We start from the raw sequence: 16079 nt of genomic DNA, 5'->3' as shown, positions 1-16079 counted from the left end.
CTGTTCCTCAGCCCGCCAGGGACGTCAGCAGCTTGTCGTGCACACCGCCGAACCCGCCGTTGCTCATGCACAGCACGTGGTCGCCGGGTTTCGCCGCCCGGCGCACCGCGGCGACCAGCTGGTCGATCGTGTCGCACACCACCGCCTTGTCGCCCATCGGTGACAGCGCTTCGCGCGCATCCCAGCCCAGGTTGCCCTGGTAGCAGAACGACAGGTCGGCCTCTTCCAGCGACCACGGCAACTGGGCCTTCATCGTGCCCAGCTTCATCGTGTTCGAGCGCGGCTCCAGCACGGCCAGGATGCGCTCCAGCCCCACCTTGCGGCGCAGCCCGTTGACCGTGGTGCGGATCGCCGTCGGGTGGTGCGCGAAATCGTCGTACACCTTCACGCCGCCRGCCTCGCCGCGCAGCTCCATGCGGCGGCGCACGTTCCGGAAGGTCGCCAGCGCCTTCGCGGCGACCTCGGGCGCCACCCCCACGTGCTCGGCCGCGGCGATCGCGGCCAGCGCATTCAGCTGGTTGTGCTCGCCCAGCAGCGGCCATTCGACGTGCGCGATCTTCAGGCTGCCGCGCAGCACGTCGAACACGTGCGGCTCGCCGCGCGCGCGCAACGCGCCCGGCGTCTCCTTGCGGGCGCCGAAGCGCACCACCTCGCTCCAGCAGCCGCGCGCCAGCACGCGCTGCAGCGATTCCTCGCGCGCGTTGACGACCAGCCGCCCGGCGGCCGGCACCGTGCGCACCAGGTGGTGGAACTGGGTCTCGATCGCGCCCAGGTCGGGAAAGATGTCGGCGTGGTCGAACTCGAGGTTGTTCAGCACCGCGGTGCGTGGCCGGTAGTGCACGAACTTGCTGCGCTTGTCGAAGAACGCGGTGTCGTACTCGTCGGCCTCGATCACGAAGGGCTGGCCCTGGCCGAGCCTGGCCCCTGGGCTCGCCGAGCCCAGTCGTGCGGAGACACCGAAGTTCTGCGGCACCCCCCCCACCAGGAAGCCCGGCTTCAGCCCGGCCTGCTCCAGCACCCAGGCCAGCATCGAGGTGGTGCTGGTCTTGCCGTGCGTGCCGGCCACCGCGAGCACGTGGCGGCCCTGCAGCACGTTCTCGGCCAGCCACTGCGGGCCGCTGGTGTACGGCAGCCCGGCGTCGAGGATGGCTTCCATCAGCTCGTTGCCGCGCGACACCACGTTGCCGACGACGAACAGGTCGGGCTTGAGCTGCAGCTGGTCGGTGCCCCAGCCTTCGATCAGGTCGATGTCGAGCGCGCGCAGCTGGTCGCTCATCGGCGGGTAGACGCCGGCGTCGCAGCCGGTGACGCGGTGCCCGGCCTCGCGCGCGAGCGCCGCGATGCCGCCCATGAACGTCCCGCAGATGCCGAGGATGTGGATGTGCATGCCTTACTTCAGCACGGATCGTGCCGCGGCGATCGTGGCCTCGATGTCTTCGGCGGTGTGGGCGGCGCTGACGAAGCCGGCCTCGTACAGCGCCGGGGCGATGTACACGCCGTGGTCCAGCAGGCCGTGGAAGAAGCGGTTGAAGCGCTCCTTGTCGGTGGCCATCACCGTGGCGTAGTTCTGCGGCAGGTCCTTGGCGAGGAAGAAGCCGAACATGCCGCCTTCGCAATCGGTCGACCACGGCACGCCGTTGTCGCGCGCGACGGCGGCCAGCCCGTCGACCAGGCTGCGCGTGCGTGCCGACAGCGCCTCGAAGAAGCCGGGCCGCTGGATCTCGCGCAGCGTCGCCAGGCCGCAGGCGGTGGCCACCGGGTTGCCCGACAGCGTGCCGGCCTGGTAGACCGGGCCGAGCGGCGCCAGCTGCTCCATCACCGCGCGCTTGCCGCCGAAGGCCGCGAGCGGCATGCCGCCGCCGATGACCTTGCCGAACACGCTGAGGTCGGGCTCGAAGCCGGGCAGCGCCCGCGCGTACAGGCCCTGCGCGCCGTGCAGCCCGACGCGAAAGCCGGTCATCACCTCGTCGAACACCAGCAGCGCGCCGTGCTGCGTGCACAGTTCGCGCAGCCGCTTCATGAAGGCGAGCTGGGTGCGCACGAAATTCATGTTGCCGGCGATCGGCTCGATCATCACGCAGGCGATGTCCCGCCCGTGCAGGCTGAAGGCCTCCTCGAGCTGCGCCAGGTGGTTGAACTCGAGCACCAGCGTGTGCTGCACCACCTCGGCCGGCACGCCGGCGCTGGTGGGGTTGCCGAAGGTCGCGAGGCCCGAGCCGGCCTTCACCAGCAGCGCGTCGGCATGGCCGTGGTAGCAGCCCTCGAACTTGACGATCTTGTTGCGCCCGGTCGCGCCGCGCGCCAGGCGCAGCGCGCTCATCGCCGCCTCGGTGCCCGAGCTGACGAGGCGGATCTGCTCCATGCTGGGCACGAGCTTCAGGATCTCCTCGGCCAGCTCGATCTCGCGCTCGGTGGGCGCGCCGAACGAGAAGCCGTCCAGCGCCGCCTTCTGCACCGCGTCGAGCACCGCCGGGTGGCCGTGGCCGAGGATCATCGGGCCCCACGAGCCGATGTAGTCGATGTAGCGCCGGCCTTCGGCGTCGAACATGTAGGCGCCCTGCGCGCGCGCGATGAAGCGCGGCGTGCCGCCGACGGCGCGGAAGGCGCGCACCGGGGAGTTGACGCCGCCCGGGATGACGCGGCGCGCGCGCTCGAACAGCGCTTCGTTGGTCGTCTCAGTGGACATGCCGGGGATCCTTCGGGGCCTCGTCGTCGTTGGCGGCCGCGCCGCCTTCGCCTTCTTCACCTTCCTCGCCGGGCGGCAGCGCCCAGAAGAAGCGGTCGGGGATCACGTTGCCCATGCCGGGACGGAAGCCCGCGTCGAGCGCCTGGTCGAGGAAGGCGAGCGATTCGCCGACCGCCGCGTGCAGCTCGCTGCCGGCCGCCAGCAGCGCCGCCAGCGCCGACGACAGCGTGTCGCCCGCGCCGACGAAGCTGACCTCGAAGCGCTCGAACTTCTCGCCGGTGATCGCGCCCTGCGGCGAGGCCAGCACGTTGTCCATGAACTGGTCGGGCAGCGGCACGCTGGTCACCAGCACGAAGCGCGTGCCGTGCTGCGCCGCGGCCACCGCCAGCTCGCGCGGCGAGGCCGGGCGCTCGCTGCTCCAGTCGGGCAGCAGGAAGTCGGTCAGCGTCTGGTGGTTGCCCACCAGCACCTCGGTCTGCGGCAGCACCAGCTCGCGGAAGGCGTCGAGGTAGGCCTGCTGGTCGTCCTCTTCCATCCACGACAGGTTGGGCATGTACGACACCAGCGGCACCTCGGGGTAGTCGGACAGCACCTCGGCGACCGCGCTGACGCCCTCGGCCGAGCCGAGGAAACCGACTTTCCAGGCGGCGATGCTGACGTCCTCGAGGATGCTGCGCGCCTGCTCGACCACCACGTCGGCGTCGATCGCGCTGTGGTCGAACACCTCGGCCGTGTCGCGCAGCACGATCGCGGTGACCACCGGCAGCGCATGCGCGCCCATGGCGGCGATCGTCGCCACGTCACCGGCCAGGCCGCCGGCGCCGCTCGGGTCGCTGGCGTTGAAACTCATCACGCAGGCGGGGGCCGGAGCTTCCTGGTTCGGGTCGGACTGGGGGTCCGCAGGGGGGGCGTCAGGGGTCATTGGAAGTCCGTCAGGAAAGGAGAAGACGAGCCGGGTTTGCCGGCACTGACTTCTAGAAAAATGTGAGGAATGTGGCGTAGGTGCCTAGAAATCAATGTATTTTTGGCAATCTGCCTCGCTACAATCTTTTCTCATTGTAGTGAAGCGACAAAAACAAAGTGAGCAATGACCTCAGCGGTACCCGAACCTGGATGTGCCTGATCTGCGGCTGGRTMTACGAYGAAGCTGCTGGCGACCCGGAACACGGTATTGCACCAGGCACCGCATGGGAAGCAGTACCCATGAACTGGACCTGCCCGGAATGTGGCGCGCGCAAAGAAGATTTTGAAATGGTCCAGATCTGATGATCGCTGAGGCTCTTACATTGCGTGCCGGGCACAAGGCCCGGCCGCGCACAGTCATTGAGGGGATTCTCGGTGAGCAATGAAGCCATCGCAGGCATCAAGGTGCTGGTGATCGACGACAGCAACACCATCCGCCGCAGCGCGGAGATCTTCCTGAAGCAGGGCGGCCACACCGTGCTGCTGGCGGAAGACGGTTTCGATGCCCTGTCCAAGGTCAACGACCATGGCCCGGACCTGATCTTCTGCGACATCCTGATGCCGCGGCTGGATGGCTACCAGACCTGCGCCATCATCAAGCGCAACGCGAAATTCGCCGACGTGCCGGTGATCATGCTGTCCTCGAAGGACGGCCTGTTCGACAAGGCCCGCGGCCGCATGGTCGGCTCCGAGGACTACCTCACGAAGCCGTTCACGAAGGACCAGCTGCTGCAGGCAGTGGAACAGCACCGCCCGGCCCGCGGCTGATGCCCGGCCCGGCGCTTGCACCGAAGAGATGAAGGAGTAAGGACATGGCGATTCAGAAGATTCTGTTGGTCGACGACTCGAAGACCGAACTGCACTACCTGTCGGAGCTGCTCACGAAGCGCGGCTACACCGTGCGCACCGCCGAGAACGGCGAGGACGCGATGCGCCGCCTCGGCGAAGAGAAGCCCGACCTGATCCTGATGGACGTGGTGATGCCGGGCCAGAACGGCTTCCAGCTGACGCGCGCCATCACGCGCGATCCGCGCTTCACCGACGTGCCGGTGATCATGTGCACCAGCAAGAACCAGGAGACCGACAAGGTCTGGGGCATGCGCCAGGGCGCACGCGACTACATCGTCAAGCCCGTCGATGCCGACGAGCTGGTGTCCAAGATCCGCGCGTTCGACTGAACCCCGGCATCCTCCCAACCTCCACGTCTCCCAGGCGAAACTGAATGGCCAACAAGGAAGCATTGCGCGAGCTGCAAAGCCGCTTGGCCGAAAGGCTGCAGGCGGCGCGTACGCAAGAGCGCGGCCGCGCCTGGCTTGCCGTCGAGTGCGGCAGCCACGGGTTCCTGTTCCCGTTGCAGGAGGCCGGTGAAATCTTTCCGTTCTCGCCGGCGATGCCGGTGCCGTACACCAGCCGCTGGTTCATGGGCGTGGCCAACCTGCGCGGCAAGCTGCACGGCGTGGTCGACCTGGCCGGCTTCCTGGGCGTGCGCGGCAACGAGCCGGTGCGCGAGCAGTCATGGTTCGTCGCGTTCAACAACGACCTGAACATCAACTGCGCGGTGCTGGTCGACCGGCTCGCCGGGCTGCGCAACCTCGACCAGCTGACGCCTGAGGCCGATGACGGCCAGGCGCGACCGGCCTTCGTCGGCACGCACTATCGCGACGAAGGCAACCGCCTGTGGCGCGAACTGAACCTGGCACAGCTGGCCAACGAAGCAGCTTTCCTGAAGATCGCCGGCTGATGCGCAGCGCGCGCCGGCCCTCCTGACTGCATTACCCAAAGACGACGCAACGAGGCACCTATGAGCTTCCTGGACAAAATCAAAGGCAAGGGCAAAGGCCGCGACGACGCGTATGCCGACGGTGGCGCCATGGCGCTGGACGACGCGTCTCTGGACCTGGGACGCGACGACGCGACGCGGCCCGACGGTGGAGCGCAGACGGTGAACCTCGATTCGTCGATCATCTCGGAGGCCGCGCCTTCGGAGATCGCCGACTTCTCCGAGACCCGCCTGCCGAGCGGCGACAACGCCGCGCTGATGGCCGGCACCGGCGTGCCGCTGATCGGCAGCCGCCCGGTGTCGCAGCAGCAGCGCATCCTCGGTGCGATGGTGCTGATCGGTCTGGTCGGCCTGGTCGCGATGACGATCAGCTCGCTGAACCAGGCGAACAAGGGCGCGGCCCAGGTGGCCGCCTCGGGTCAGGCGCTGATGCAGTCGCAGCGTCTGGCGAAGTCGGTGTCGCAGGCGCTGATCGGCAGTGCGCAGGCCTTCCCGGAAGTGAAGGAAAGTACCGCGGTGCTGGCAAGCAGCGTGCGCGGCCTGGCCAAGGGCGACGCCAACATGGATGCGGCGCCGTCCGGCGTGCAGCAGGACCTGGAGCCGCTGCTGCCGCTGGTCGACCGCGCCGAGAAGAACGCGACGACCGTGCTGGCGCAGCAGAAGATCCTGACGCAGGTCGGCCAGGCGCTGCGCGCGATCAACCGCCAGTCGTCCGACCTGCTCGAAATCGCGGAAACCGTGTCGTCGCTGAAGCTGCAGCAGGAGGCCTCGCCGGCCGAGCTGTCCGCGGTCGGCCAGCTCGTGATGCTGACCCAGCGCATCGGCAAGTCGGCCAACGAATTCCTGACCATGGAAGGCGTGAGCCCCGAGGCCGTGTTCCTGCTGGGCAAGGACCTGAACTCGTTCCGCGAGATCGCCGACGGCCTGTCGAACGGCAATGCCGAACTGCGCCTGCCGGGCACCAAGGACCCGCAGACCAAGGAGCGCCTGACCGCGCTGCTCAAGCAATACGAAGAGACCCGCACGCAGGCCAGCTCGATCCTGGGCAACCTGCAGGGCCTGGTCTCGGCGCGTGAAGCGCAATCCGCCATCATCGGCGACAGCGAGCCGCTGCGCAAAGGCCTGGAAGCGGTGCAGGTGCGCCTCGGCCAGGAGACCGGTTTCAATGTGGTGAGCCTGGGTCTGCTGCTGCTGTCGGCCGTCGTGCTGGCGCTGGGCGGTGCCGGTTTCCTGCAACTGTATGTGCGTGACCAGGCGCAACGTGCGGCGCTCGCCGAGAACCAGCGGCTGGAAGCCGAACGCCAGGAACAGGAAGCCAAGCGCGTCAACGACGCGAACCAGGCGGCCATTCTGCGGTTGATGAACGAATTGCAGACGGTTGCTGAAGGCGACCTGACCCAGCAGGCGACCGTGACGGAAGACATCACGGGCGCCATCGCCGACTCGGTGAACTACACGGTGGAAGAGCTTCGAACGCTGGTGTCGCAGGTGCAGGGCACGGTGGGCCGGGTGACCGAGACCACGCAGCAGGTGGAAGCGACGTCGACCGAACTGCTGGCCGCATCCGACGAACAGCTGCGCGAGATCCGCGAAACCGGCGAGTCGGTGCTGCAGATGGCCGGCCGAATCAACGACGTGTCGCATCAAGCGCAGCAGACGGCCCAGGTGGCGCGTCAATCGCTGCAGGCCGCCGAGTCCGGCCTGACCGCGGTGCAGAACACCATCGGCGGCATGAACTCCATCCGCGACCAGATCCAGGAAACCTCCAAGCGGATCAAGCGGCTGGGCGAATCGTCGCAGGAGATCGGCGAAATCACCGAGCTGATTTCCGACATTACCGAACAGACCAACGTGCTGGCACTGAACGCCGCCATCCAGGCCGCATCGGCCGGTGAAGCGGGCCGGGGCTTCTCGGTGGTTGCCGAAGAAGTGCAACGGCTGGCAGAACGCTCCGGCGACGCCACGCGGCAGATCGCGGCCCTGGTGAAGACCATTCAGACCGACACCCAGGATGCTGCGGCGGCCATGGAACGTTCGACGCAGGGCGTGGTGGAAGGAACCCGGCTGTCCGACGCGGCCGGTAACGCACTGGGCGACATCGACCGCGTGTCACGCCAGCTGGCCGACCTGATTGCGCACATTTCCAGCCAGGCATCGCGAGAAGCCGAATCGGCCAACGTGGTGGCGGCGAACATCCAGCACATCTTTGCGGTGACGGAGCAGACCGGTGAAGGTACGCGCTCGACGGCACAGATGGTGCGCGAACTGTCCCGGACGGCTGAAGAACTGAAGCAATCGGTTGCACGGTTCAAGATCGGTTGAGCTAGTGTGCTGTCTGCGGCCTGACACGCCGCAGCCCCCAACGCGACGATGAGCGACACCATGAGTGAGACGACAGACGACCTCAGCGCGCTCGCGTGGGTCCACGAAGAACTGCGCAAGTCCCTGGACACGGCCCACAAGGCCTTGCGCCGCTATGTGAAGGAGGCCGAGGCGAACAGCGGCTCCGATGTCGACGCGGTCGACCCGTCGGTGCTGCGCACCGCGCGCCAGCAGATCCACCAGGGCGTCGGTGCGCTCGAACTGGTCGGCCTGCCGGCCGTCGCCAGCGTGCTGGCCGCCAGCGAGGCGGCGGTGCAGCGCTTCGTCGCGAAGCCGCAGAAGCTCACGTCGGCCGAGGTCGACACCATCGAGCGCGCCTCGTTCGCGCTGCTCGACTACCTGCAGCGCCTGCTGGCCGACAAGCCGGTCTCGCCGCTCGCGCTGTTCCCGCAATACCAGGCCGTGCAGGCGCTGGCCGGTGCCGAACGCGTGCACCCGGCCGACCTGTGGCACATCGACTGGCGCTGGCGCGAGCTGCCCAGCGACACGAGCGTCAAGCCGCGCGCCCCCGATTCGATCGCGCGCGGGCTGATGGAGCGCCAGCTGCTGCTGATCATGCGCGGCGAGCCGATGCCGGCGCTGCAGCGCATGAGCGACGTCTGCGCCGGCCTCGGCGCGCACGCGAAAGAGCTGACCCACTCGACGCTGTGGAAACTGGCCGCCGCCTTCTTCGAGAGCCAGGCCAATGGCCTGCTGAAGGGCGACGTCCACACCAAGCGCGTCGCCTCGCGCCTGCTGGCGCAGCTGCGCACGCTGGAGCGCGGCCAGCCCGACGTGTCCGAGCGCCTCGCCCAGGACCTGCTCTTCTTCTGCGCGCAAAGCACCTCGCCCGGCGACGGCCGCAAGACGCCGCGCCTGGCCGCCGTGCGCCAGGTCTACGGGCTGGCCCAGCACCTGCCGGTCGACTACGACACCAGCCGCCTGGGCCGCTTCGACCCGGCCCTCATCGTGCAGGCGCGCAAGCGCGTCGCCACCGCGAAGGACGCCTGGTCGTCGGTCGCCGGCGGCGAAATGCACCGCATGAGCGGGCTGGCCGAGCAGTTCTCGCTGGTCGGCGATTCGGTCAAGCGCCTGTACCCGAGCGGCGAGCTGCTGGCCGACGAGATCCAGGGCGCCGTGCTGCAGACGCAGCAGGCCAACAGTGCCCCCGAGGCCGCGCTCGCGATGGAAGTCGCGACCAGCGTGCTGTACCTCGAGGCCTCGCTCGAAGACGCCGATTTCGACCACCCGGAGCAGGCCGCGCGCGTGCGCCGGCTGGCGCAGCGCATCGCCTCGGTGCGCGCCGGCAACACCCCCGACCCGCTCGAAGCGTGGATGGAGGAGCTGTACCGCCGCGTCTCCGACCGCCAGACCATGGGCAGTGTCGTGCAGGAGCTGCGCGCCTCGCTGTCCGAGGCCGAGAAGCTGATCGACCAGTTCTTCCGCGACCCGGCGCAGCGCGACGTGCTGGTGCCGGTGCCGAACCAGCTGTCCGCGATGCGCGGCGTGCTGTCGGTGCTGGGCATGGACCAGGCCTCGCAGGCGGTGCTGCGCATGCGCGAGGACGTCGATGGCCTGATCACGACTGAAGTCGACCCGCAGCGCGTGGTCCAGTCGGGCACCTTCGACCGGCTGGCCGGCAACCTGGGTGCGCTCGGCTTCCTGATCGACATGCTCAGCGTGCAGCCGGCGATGGCGAAGTCGCTGTTCGTGTTCGACGCGCGCTCCGGCACGCTGAGTCCGCTGATGGGCCGCAGCGCCGCCGCGCGCCAGGCGTCCAACCTCGCGCTGGCGCATGCGCCGGCGCCGGTCGAGCCGCGCCTGATCGAGCAGGCGCAGTCGCTGTCGCTCACCGCCGCCAGCGACCACGTGCCGCTGGACGAGGTCACCCGCGACCTGGACCGCCTGTCGCACGAGGCGCAGGCGGCCGAGCAGCCTGAGCTGGTGGCCGCCGTCGAGCATGCGAAGGAGGCCATCGGCCACGCGCACAACACCGAAGAGGTGGTGGCGGCGCGCGAGCAGCTGTCCGAGGCGCTGTCCGATTTCGTCCACACCGCCACCGACCCGGTGCTCGACATGCCCGAGGCCGCGCCGGCCAAGGTGCAGCCGGCGCTGTCGGCCGCGCCGGCCAGCATGGCCACCGACCTGGGCGACGACCCGGAGATGCGCGAGATCTTCCTCGAGGAAGCGCGCGAGGTCATCGAGACCGCCGAGACCGCGCTGAAGTCGCTGGCGAATGCCAGTGCCGACCTCGAGCAGCAGACCACCGTGCGGCGTGCCTTCCACACGCTGAAGGGCAGCTCGCGCATGGTCGGGCTGAAGGAATTCGGCGAGGCCGCGTGGGCCTGCGAGCAGGTCTACAACACCTGGCTTGCCGGTCAGAAGGCCGCCGACCCGACGCTGCTGAATTTCTCCAACGAAGCGCTCGCCTACTTCGCGAAGTGGGTCGACGCGATCGCGGCACAAAACGTGACCGGCTTCCAGGCCGCCACCGTCAAGGCCGCGGCCGAGGCGCTGGGCCGCGGCGATCCGGTGCCGCCGATCAAGGTCGGCGCCACCTCGCCGGTGCCGCTGATGTCGCTGTCGTTCGGCGACGGCAAGCCTGCTGCGGCACCGCCCGCGCCGGTCGTCACCGCGCCGGTGTCGAAGCCGGTTCCGCTGGCGGCTGCCGTGCCGCCGGCGCCGCCTGCCAAGCCGGTCGCCCCGCCGGTCGCCTCGGCGCCGCTGCCGCTGGCCGACCTGTCGTTCGACCTCGACCTGGGTGCGTTCGATGCCCCGGCCGCCGTGCCGCAGGCCACGACGGCCGCCGCCAGCGAGCTGCCGTCGTTCGAGCTGCCCGACACCTCGATGCTCGATTCGCTCGAGCTGGGGGTCGATGCGCCGATCGAATCGGTGCTCGACCCGGTGTCGCCGGCCGCGGCCGTACAGCCGCAGTCGCTGCCGGCCGAATCGGTCGAGCTGATCGAGCTCGATCTCGGCGACGACATCTTCGGCGGCGAGCCGGTGATCGAGGCCGCGCCGATGATCGCCGAGGTGGCCGCCACGCCGCTGGAGGCCGCTGCGCCCGAAGCGGCGCCGCTGTCCGATGACGACCAGGTCAAGATCGTCGGGCCGCTGCGCATCGGCATCCCGCTGTTCAACATCTACCTGAACGAGGCCGACGAGCTGTCGCGCCGGCTGACCACCGAGGTCGCCGAATGGGCGATGGAGCTGCACCGTCCGGTCGGCGAAATGCCGATCGCGCTGGCGCACTCGCTGGCCGGCAGTTCGGCCACCGTCGGCTTCACCGAGCTGTCGCACCTGGCCCGCCTGCTGGAACACGCGCTGATGCGCTCGCAGTCGATCGGTGTCGGCACCATCGAAGAGGCCCGGCTGTTCGTCGACTCGGCCGAGGAAGTGCGGCGCCTGCTGCACCAGTTCGCCGCCGGCTTCCTGAAGCCTGCCGCACCCGAGCTGCTGGAGCGCCTGGCGGCGCACGAGCTGAGCTCGGCGCAACGCCTGCAGGCCGTCAACGCTGCCAACGAGGCCGCGCCGCCGGTCATCGACGACATTCCCGCGCCGCAGCCGGAAGCCGGCTTCGATGCGCTGGACATCTCGTTCGACGAGCCGGTGCCCGAGCTGGCCTTGAACGAGCCGGTGATCGAAGTGGCCGAGGTGCCCGAGGTGAGCGACGTGGCCGAGTTCGTCGACCCCGAAGCGCTGGCCGCCGCGACCGAAGGCTCGTTCGGCACCAACGACACCAACTTCGCCGGCCTCGGCCTGCCCGAACTGAAGGCCTTCGAGCCGCTCGCGGCCGAGCCGCAGCGCTCGGCGCCGGTGCGGGTCGATGCGGACGACGAGGACGATGAAGACGACGACCTCGACGCGGTCGACGCGGTCGACGCCGAGCTGTTTCCGATCTTCGAGGAAGAAGGCGAAGAGCTGATCCCCGAGCTGGCCGGCAAGCTGCGCGAATGGGCGCGGCGTCCGGGCGACAACGGCCCGGCGGCCGCCTGCATGCGCACGCTGCACACGCTGAAGGGCGGTGCCCGCCTGGCCGGCGCGATGCGCCTGGGCGAAATGGCGCACCGGCTGGAAACCCGCATCGAGCACCTGCTGCAACAGGCGACGCCTGCGACCACGCAGGACGTCGAGGCGCTGCAGTCGCGCGCCGACGGCCTGGCCCACACCTTCGAAGCGCTGCGTTCGCGCGATGCCCAGGCGTATGCCGAGGCGGCCGCGCCGGTGTACGCGCCGCCCCCGCCGGTGGCCCCGCCGCCGGTGGTCGTGGCGCCGCCCGTGGTGCAGGCGCCGGTCGCGCCGCCAATGGTGGTGCCCCCGCCGGTGGTCGCCGACCCGATCCAGCCCGCCGAGACGTTCGCCGAGCAGCCGCCGGTCACCGAGCCGCTGCCGCTCGAGCCGGCCACCGCGCCTGCGCCGTTCGTCGAGGCACTGGAACCGACCCCTGTTCAGCCCCAGGCCCAGAACCCCGTCATGACGCCGGCCCGCGTCGCGGCCCAGCAGGTGGCGCCCTCGGGCGACATCGACTGGTCGCGCTTCTCGGCCACGCCGGGCGCGGTGGTGGCGGCCGACGCCACCGTCGCGCCGACGCATTCCGCGGTGCGCGTGCGCGGCCCGTTGCTCGAACGCCTGGTCAACCAGGCCGGTGAGGTCAGCATCACGCGCTCGCGGATCGAGGCCGAGGTCGGCAACATCCGCGGCTCGCTGTCCGATCTGACGGACAACCTGGAGCGCCTGCGCGGCCAGTTGCGCGACATTGAGCTGCAGGCCGAGACGCAGATGAGCTCGCGGCTGGAGCAGGCGAAGGCGCAGGCCCAGTCGTTCGACCCGCTCGAGTTCGACCGTTTCACGCGCTTCCAGGAACTGACGCGGATGATGGCCGAGTCGGTGAACGACGTGGCCACCGTGCAGCGCACGCTGCACCGCACGCTCGAGACCACCGAGGACGAGCTGGCGGCGCAGGCCCGGCTGACGCGCGACCTGCAGGACGACCTGCTGCGTACCCGCATGGTCGAGTTCGAAAGCGCCTCCGACCGCCTGTACCGCGTGGTCCGCCAGGCGGCCAAGGAAACCGGCAAGCAGGTGCGCCTGGACATCATCGGCGGCTCGATCGAAATCGACCGCGGCGTGCTGGACCGCATGACGCCGGCCTTCGAGCACCTGCTGCGCAACTGCGTGACGCACGGCATCGAGCGTCCCGACGTGCGCACCGGTGTCGGCAAGGACGCCGCCGGCAGCATCACCGTGTCGCTGCACCAGGAAGGCAACGAAGTCGGCGTGGAATTCCGCGACGACGGCGCCGGCCTGAACCTGGCGCGCATCCGCGACAAGGGCGTCGCGATGGGCCTGATCAAGGCCGACGAATCGCACAGCGATGCCGAACTGGCCAACCTGATCTTCACGCCCGGCTTCTCCACCGCCGACCAGGTGACCGAACTGGCCGGCCGCGGCGTCGGCATGGACGTGGTGCGTTCCGAAGTGAACGCGATGGGCGGGCGCATCGAGACCGCCACCGCGGTCGGCCAGGGCACCAGCTTCAAGCTGCTGCTGCCGTTGACGACGGCGGTGACGCAGGTGGTGATGCTGCGCTGCGGCAGTACCGTGGTTGCGGTGCCGGCGACGCTGATCGAGATCGTGCGCCGCGCCAAGCTGGACGAGCTGGAGCATGCCTACGCCAGCGGCACCTTCCCGGTGGGCGACCGCTCGCTGCTGTTCTTCTGGCTGGGTGCGCTGCTGCAGCAGACGGCGATCACCCAGGAAGTCAGCCGCATGCGCCCGGTGGTGGTGGTGCGAAGCGCGCAGCAGCGCATCGCGCTGCACGTGGACGAAGTGCTGGGCAACCAGGAAGTGGTCGTGAAGAACCTCGGGCCGCAGCTGTCGCGCCTGCCGGGCCTCGCGGGCATGACGCTGCTGGCCTCGGGTGCCGTCGCGCTGATCTACAACCCGGTGGCGCTGGCCACGCTGTACGGCGATGCGGCACGTGCCGCGACGCTGGCGGCACGCCACGCACCGACCCAGTCGCACGTCATCGAGACCAGCTCCACCGAAGCCCCGCAGCGCCTGGCGCCGCTGGTGCTGGTGGTCGACGATTCGCTGACGGTGCGCCGCGTCACGCAGCGCCTGCTGGTGCGCGAAGGCTACCGCGTGCAGCTGGCCAAGGACGGCATCGAGGCACTCGAACGGCTGGCCGAAGACCTGCCGCAGGTGGTGCTGAGCGACATCGAGATGCCGCGCATGGACGGCTTCGACCTGGTGCGCAACATCCGCGGCGACGCACGGCTGCGCGACCTGCCGGTGATCATGATCACCTCGCGGATCGCGCAGAAGCACCGTGACTACGCCGCCGAACTGGGGGTCGACCACTACCTCGGCAAGCCGTATTCCGAAGAAGACCTGCTGGCCTTGATCGGGCGCTACACGGCCGACGTGACTTTGGCGTAGGCTCGCATCCATGGGGCCTCACGAGTACCTGCGATGTCCGAGCTGGTCGACCACCTCGCCGAACTGACGGGTTTTCGCGACCGCGACATCCTCGACGTCACCTTGGTGGGCGCGCTGCGCGACCTGCTGCGCCCGCTGTCGGTGGCCATCCACCGCAGCGTCGGCGACCAGGGCCAGGAGCGCTGGCTGACGCGGGCCCACCTGGGCCGGCACGATGCGGTGGCCCGCGCCGATCCGGTGTGGGCCGACGTCGACAGCCTGCCGCCGCTCGATGCCTTCCCGGCGCGGCTGCAGGCGATGAACGGGCAGACGGTGCTGGCGGTGCCCGGCACGCCCCACCTGACCATCTTCGCCGTCAGCACCGACCGCGAGGTGGTGGGGGTGCTCGAGGTCGAGACCGAGGCCGCGATGAGCGACGAATCGCAGCGGCTGGTGTGCAGCATCCTGCGCATCTACCGCAACTTCGAAGGCCTGCTCGACTACAGCGAGCGCGACACGCTGACCGGCCTGCTGAACCGCAAGACCTTCGACGAGAGCTTCCTGAAGGCCACCAACACGCCGGCGCTGGTGTCGCATGCCGACACGCGGCGCGCGCCGCCGTCATCGCAGCAGCACTACTGGCTGGGCGTGATCGACATCGACCATTTCAAGTCGGTCAACGACAACTACGGCCACCTGATCGGCGACGAGGTGCTGCTGCTGCTGTCGCGGCTGATGCGCAGCAGCTTCCGCTTCCACGACCGGCTCTACCGCTTCGGCGGCGAGGAGTTCGTGGTGCTGATGCGCTGCGCGCGCGAGGAAGACACCGCGATGGCGCTGGAGCGCATGCGGGCCAACACCGAGGCCTATGGGTTCCCGCAGGTGGGGCGCATCTCGATCAGCATCGGGTTCACCGAGGTCAAGCCGGGCGACACGCCGAGCGGCGCGTTCGAGCGGGCGGACAAGGCGGTGTACTACGCGAAGACGCACGGGCGCAACCAGGTGCGCAGCCATGCGGCGCTGGTGGCGGCGGGGGCCCTGGAAGACGACTCGATCATCGGGGACGTCGAGCTGTTCTGATCCTGCGTCACTTGGACGCCGTCAGCTGGACGGCGGTGGTCGGCGGATGCGAGAACGTGTCGGCGGCCTGGTGCTGGCGCTCGGCACTGCGCACCACGCTGGCCACCACGACACAGAACGCGATCAGAAAAACCAGCGACAGCGCGAGTGCGGCGAGGATCAGCGCGTTCTCGGAGCGCCAGGCCGGGGTGGGGGCTGCGGTGGCCATCACGACTTGATCGGCAGGGCATCGGGCCAGTGCCGGGCCTGCAGCGCCGGGTGGGCCGCCTCGTAGCCGAGTTCATCGCCTGCGGAGGACTCGTCGGCCACCGGTGCCGGCCGGGCCGCCGCCGGCTCGCCGAGCGCCCAGCGCCGCACGTCTTCCAGCCAATCCGCATCGCTTGCCATCGCCACTGCTCCTCGACGATCCCCACGGGGCGCGGGGTGATGGCAGGCATCGTCGCGCGGCCCTGCCGCGCCTGCCATCGGCCGATGCTGCGATGCGGCGTAGGAGTGTGCCTACAGCCGTTGGCCTACAGCGCTTTCCGACAAGCTCCTGCGCCGGCTCGGCTCGCCGGGCGACAGCGCCGACCCGGCGGCGGGGCCACGATGGCGTCGCATGGCCGGCCTCCCGCCGGTCACGGAAGGAAGCAGCATGGACAACACGACCTCCTGGACCACCCCGAGCATCATCGTCGCCGCGCTGTCCGCGGCCATGGCCGTCACCGCCTGCGGCCCGCAGAACGGCGAGCCGGTCGCGGCCGCCACGCCGGCGCCGGTGCAGGCCCCCGCGCCGGTGCGGGCGCGGGC

At 69.6% G+C, this 16079-nt stretch carries 12 protein-coding genes; 7 read left to right on the top strand and 5 right to left on the bottom strand.

Features of this window, described 5'->3' with window-relative positions; translation table 11 throughout:
- Positions 1 to 7: 7 nt before the first annotated feature.
- Genes mpl through thiD form a run of 3 tightly spaced genes read right to left on the bottom strand, consistent with a single transcriptional unit; the run spans position 8 to position 3608 of the window.
- A complete protein-coding gene (mpl, locus tag AC1DYN_RS23010) occupies positions 8 to 1387 on the bottom strand; it encodes a UDP-N-acetylmuramate:L-alanyl-gamma-D-glutamyl-meso-diaminopimelate ligase (RefSeq protein WP_477963441.1) in 1380 nt (459 codons plus the stop codon).
- Positions 1388 to 1390: 3 nt separating this feature from the next.
- Complete coding sequence (gene hemL, locus AC1DYN_RS23005) at positions 1391 to 2686, bottom strand: glutamate-1-semialdehyde 2,1-aminomutase (protein ID WP_477963440.1); 1296 nt, start codon at positions 2684 to 2686, stop codon at positions 1391 to 1393.
- Positions 2676 to 3608, bottom strand: coding sequence for a bifunctional hydroxymethylpyrimidine kinase/phosphomethylpyrimidine kinase (gene thiD / locus AC1DYN_RS23000; RefSeq protein ID WP_477963439.1), 933 nt, complete (start codon positions 3606 to 3608; stop codon positions 2676 to 2678). The genes hemL and thiD overlap by 11 nt, the downstream gene beginning before the upstream one ends.
- Before the next feature lie 191 nt (positions 3609 to 3799).
- Between thiD and AC1DYN_RS22995 the strand changes: the two genes are divergently transcribed.
- From AC1DYN_RS22995 to AC1DYN_RS22965, 7 genes are all read left to right on the top strand, one after another.
- Entirely contained in the window at positions 3800 to 3952 is a 153-nt protein-coding gene (locus tag AC1DYN_RS22995; protein ID WP_477963457.1) for a rubredoxin, read from the top strand.
- Between the two features lie 72 nt (positions 3953 to 4024).
- Positions 4025 to 4417: a response regulator gene (locus tag AC1DYN_RS22990; protein ID WP_477963438.1), complete on the top strand. Its 393-nt coding sequence runs from the start codon at positions 4025 to 4027 to the stop codon at positions 4415 to 4417.
- Positions 4418 to 4461: 44 nt separating this feature from the next.
- A complete protein-coding gene (locus tag AC1DYN_RS22985; RefSeq protein ID WP_477963437.1) occupies positions 4462 to 4827 on the top strand; it encodes a response regulator in 366 nt (121 codons plus the stop codon).
- Between the two features lie 44 nt (positions 4828 to 4871).
- Positions 4872 to 5390 carry a chemotaxis protein CheW gene (locus AC1DYN_RS22980; protein WP_477963436.1) on the top strand — a complete coding sequence of 173 codons (519 nt, stop codon included), beginning with the start codon at positions 4872 to 4874 and terminating at the stop codon, positions 5388 to 5390.
- 60 nt (positions 5391 to 5450) lie between these two features.
- Positions 5451 to 7751, top strand: coding sequence for a methyl-accepting chemotaxis protein (locus AC1DYN_RS22975; protein WP_477963435.1), 2301 nt, complete (start codon positions 5451 to 5453; stop codon positions 7749 to 7751).
- 60 nt (positions 7752 to 7811) lie between these two features.
- On the top strand, positions 7812 to 14231 hold the full coding sequence (locus tag AC1DYN_RS22970; RefSeq protein WP_477963434.1) for a hybrid sensor histidine kinase/response regulator: 6420 nt from the start codon (positions 7812 to 7814) through the stop codon (positions 14229 to 14231).
- A gap of 33 nt (positions 14232 to 14264) precedes the next feature.
- Positions 14265 to 15290, top strand: coding sequence for a GGDEF domain-containing protein (locus AC1DYN_RS22965; protein ID WP_477963433.1), 1026 nt, complete (start codon positions 14265 to 14267; stop codon positions 15288 to 15290).
- Positions 15291 to 15297: 7 nt separating this feature from the next.
- Here the strand turns inward: AC1DYN_RS22965 and AC1DYN_RS22960 are convergent, their stop codons facing one another.
- Both AC1DYN_RS22960 and AC1DYN_RS22955 read right to left on the bottom strand, forming a co-directional pair.
- Entirely contained in the window at positions 15298 to 15498 is a 201-nt protein-coding gene (locus AC1DYN_RS22960; protein WP_477963432.1) for a hypothetical protein, read from the bottom strand.
- On the bottom strand, positions 15498 to 15677 hold the full coding sequence (locus AC1DYN_RS22955) for a hypothetical protein (RefSeq protein WP_477963431.1): 180 nt from the start codon (positions 15675 to 15677) through the stop codon (positions 15498 to 15500). The genes AC1DYN_RS22960 and AC1DYN_RS22955 overlap by 1 nt, the downstream gene beginning before the upstream one ends.
- Between the last annotated feature and the right edge of the window lie 402 nt (positions 15678 to 16079).

The sequence above is a fragment of the Rhizobacter sp. P2_D12 genome (assembly GCF_056404395.1).
This window is presented reverse-complemented; position numbering and strand designations above follow the sequence as displayed.

Bases quoted from the DNA above. Each gene is read 5' to 3' on its own strand.
- hemL (WP_477963440.1), bottom strand. From the start codon at position 2,686: ATGTCCACTGAGACGACCAACGAAGCGCTGTTCGAGCGCGCGCGCCGC.
- thiD (WP_477963439.1), bottom strand. From the start codon at position 3,608: ATGACCCCTGACGCCCCCCCTGCGGACCCCCAGTCCGACCCGAACCAG.
- AC1DYN_RS22985 (WP_477963437.1), top strand. From the start codon at position 4,462: ATGGCGATTCAGAAGATTCTGTTGGTCGACGACTCGAAGACCGAACTG.
- AC1DYN_RS22980 (WP_477963436.1), top strand. From the start codon at position 4,872: ATGGCCAACAAGGAAGCATTGCGCGAGCTGCAAAGCCGCTTGGCCGAA.
- AC1DYN_RS22975 (WP_477963435.1), top strand. From the start codon at position 5,451: ATGAGCTTCCTGGACAAAATCAAAGGCAAGGGCAAAGGCCGCGACGAC.
- AC1DYN_RS22970 (WP_477963434.1), top strand. From the start codon at position 7,812: ATGAGTGAGACGACAGACGACCTCAGCGCGCTCGCGTGGGTCCACGAA.
- AC1DYN_RS22965 (WP_477963433.1), top strand. From the start codon at position 14,265: ATGTCCGAGCTGGTCGACCACCTCGCCGAACTGACGGGTTTTCGCGAC.
- AC1DYN_RS22960 (WP_477963432.1), bottom strand. From the start codon at position 15,498: ATGGCCACCGCAGCCCCCACCCCGGCCTGGCGCTCCGAGAACGCGCTG.
- AC1DYN_RS22955 (WP_477963431.1), bottom strand. From the start codon at position 15,677: ATGGCAAGCGATGCGGATTGGCTGGAAGACGTGCGGCGCTGGGCGCTC.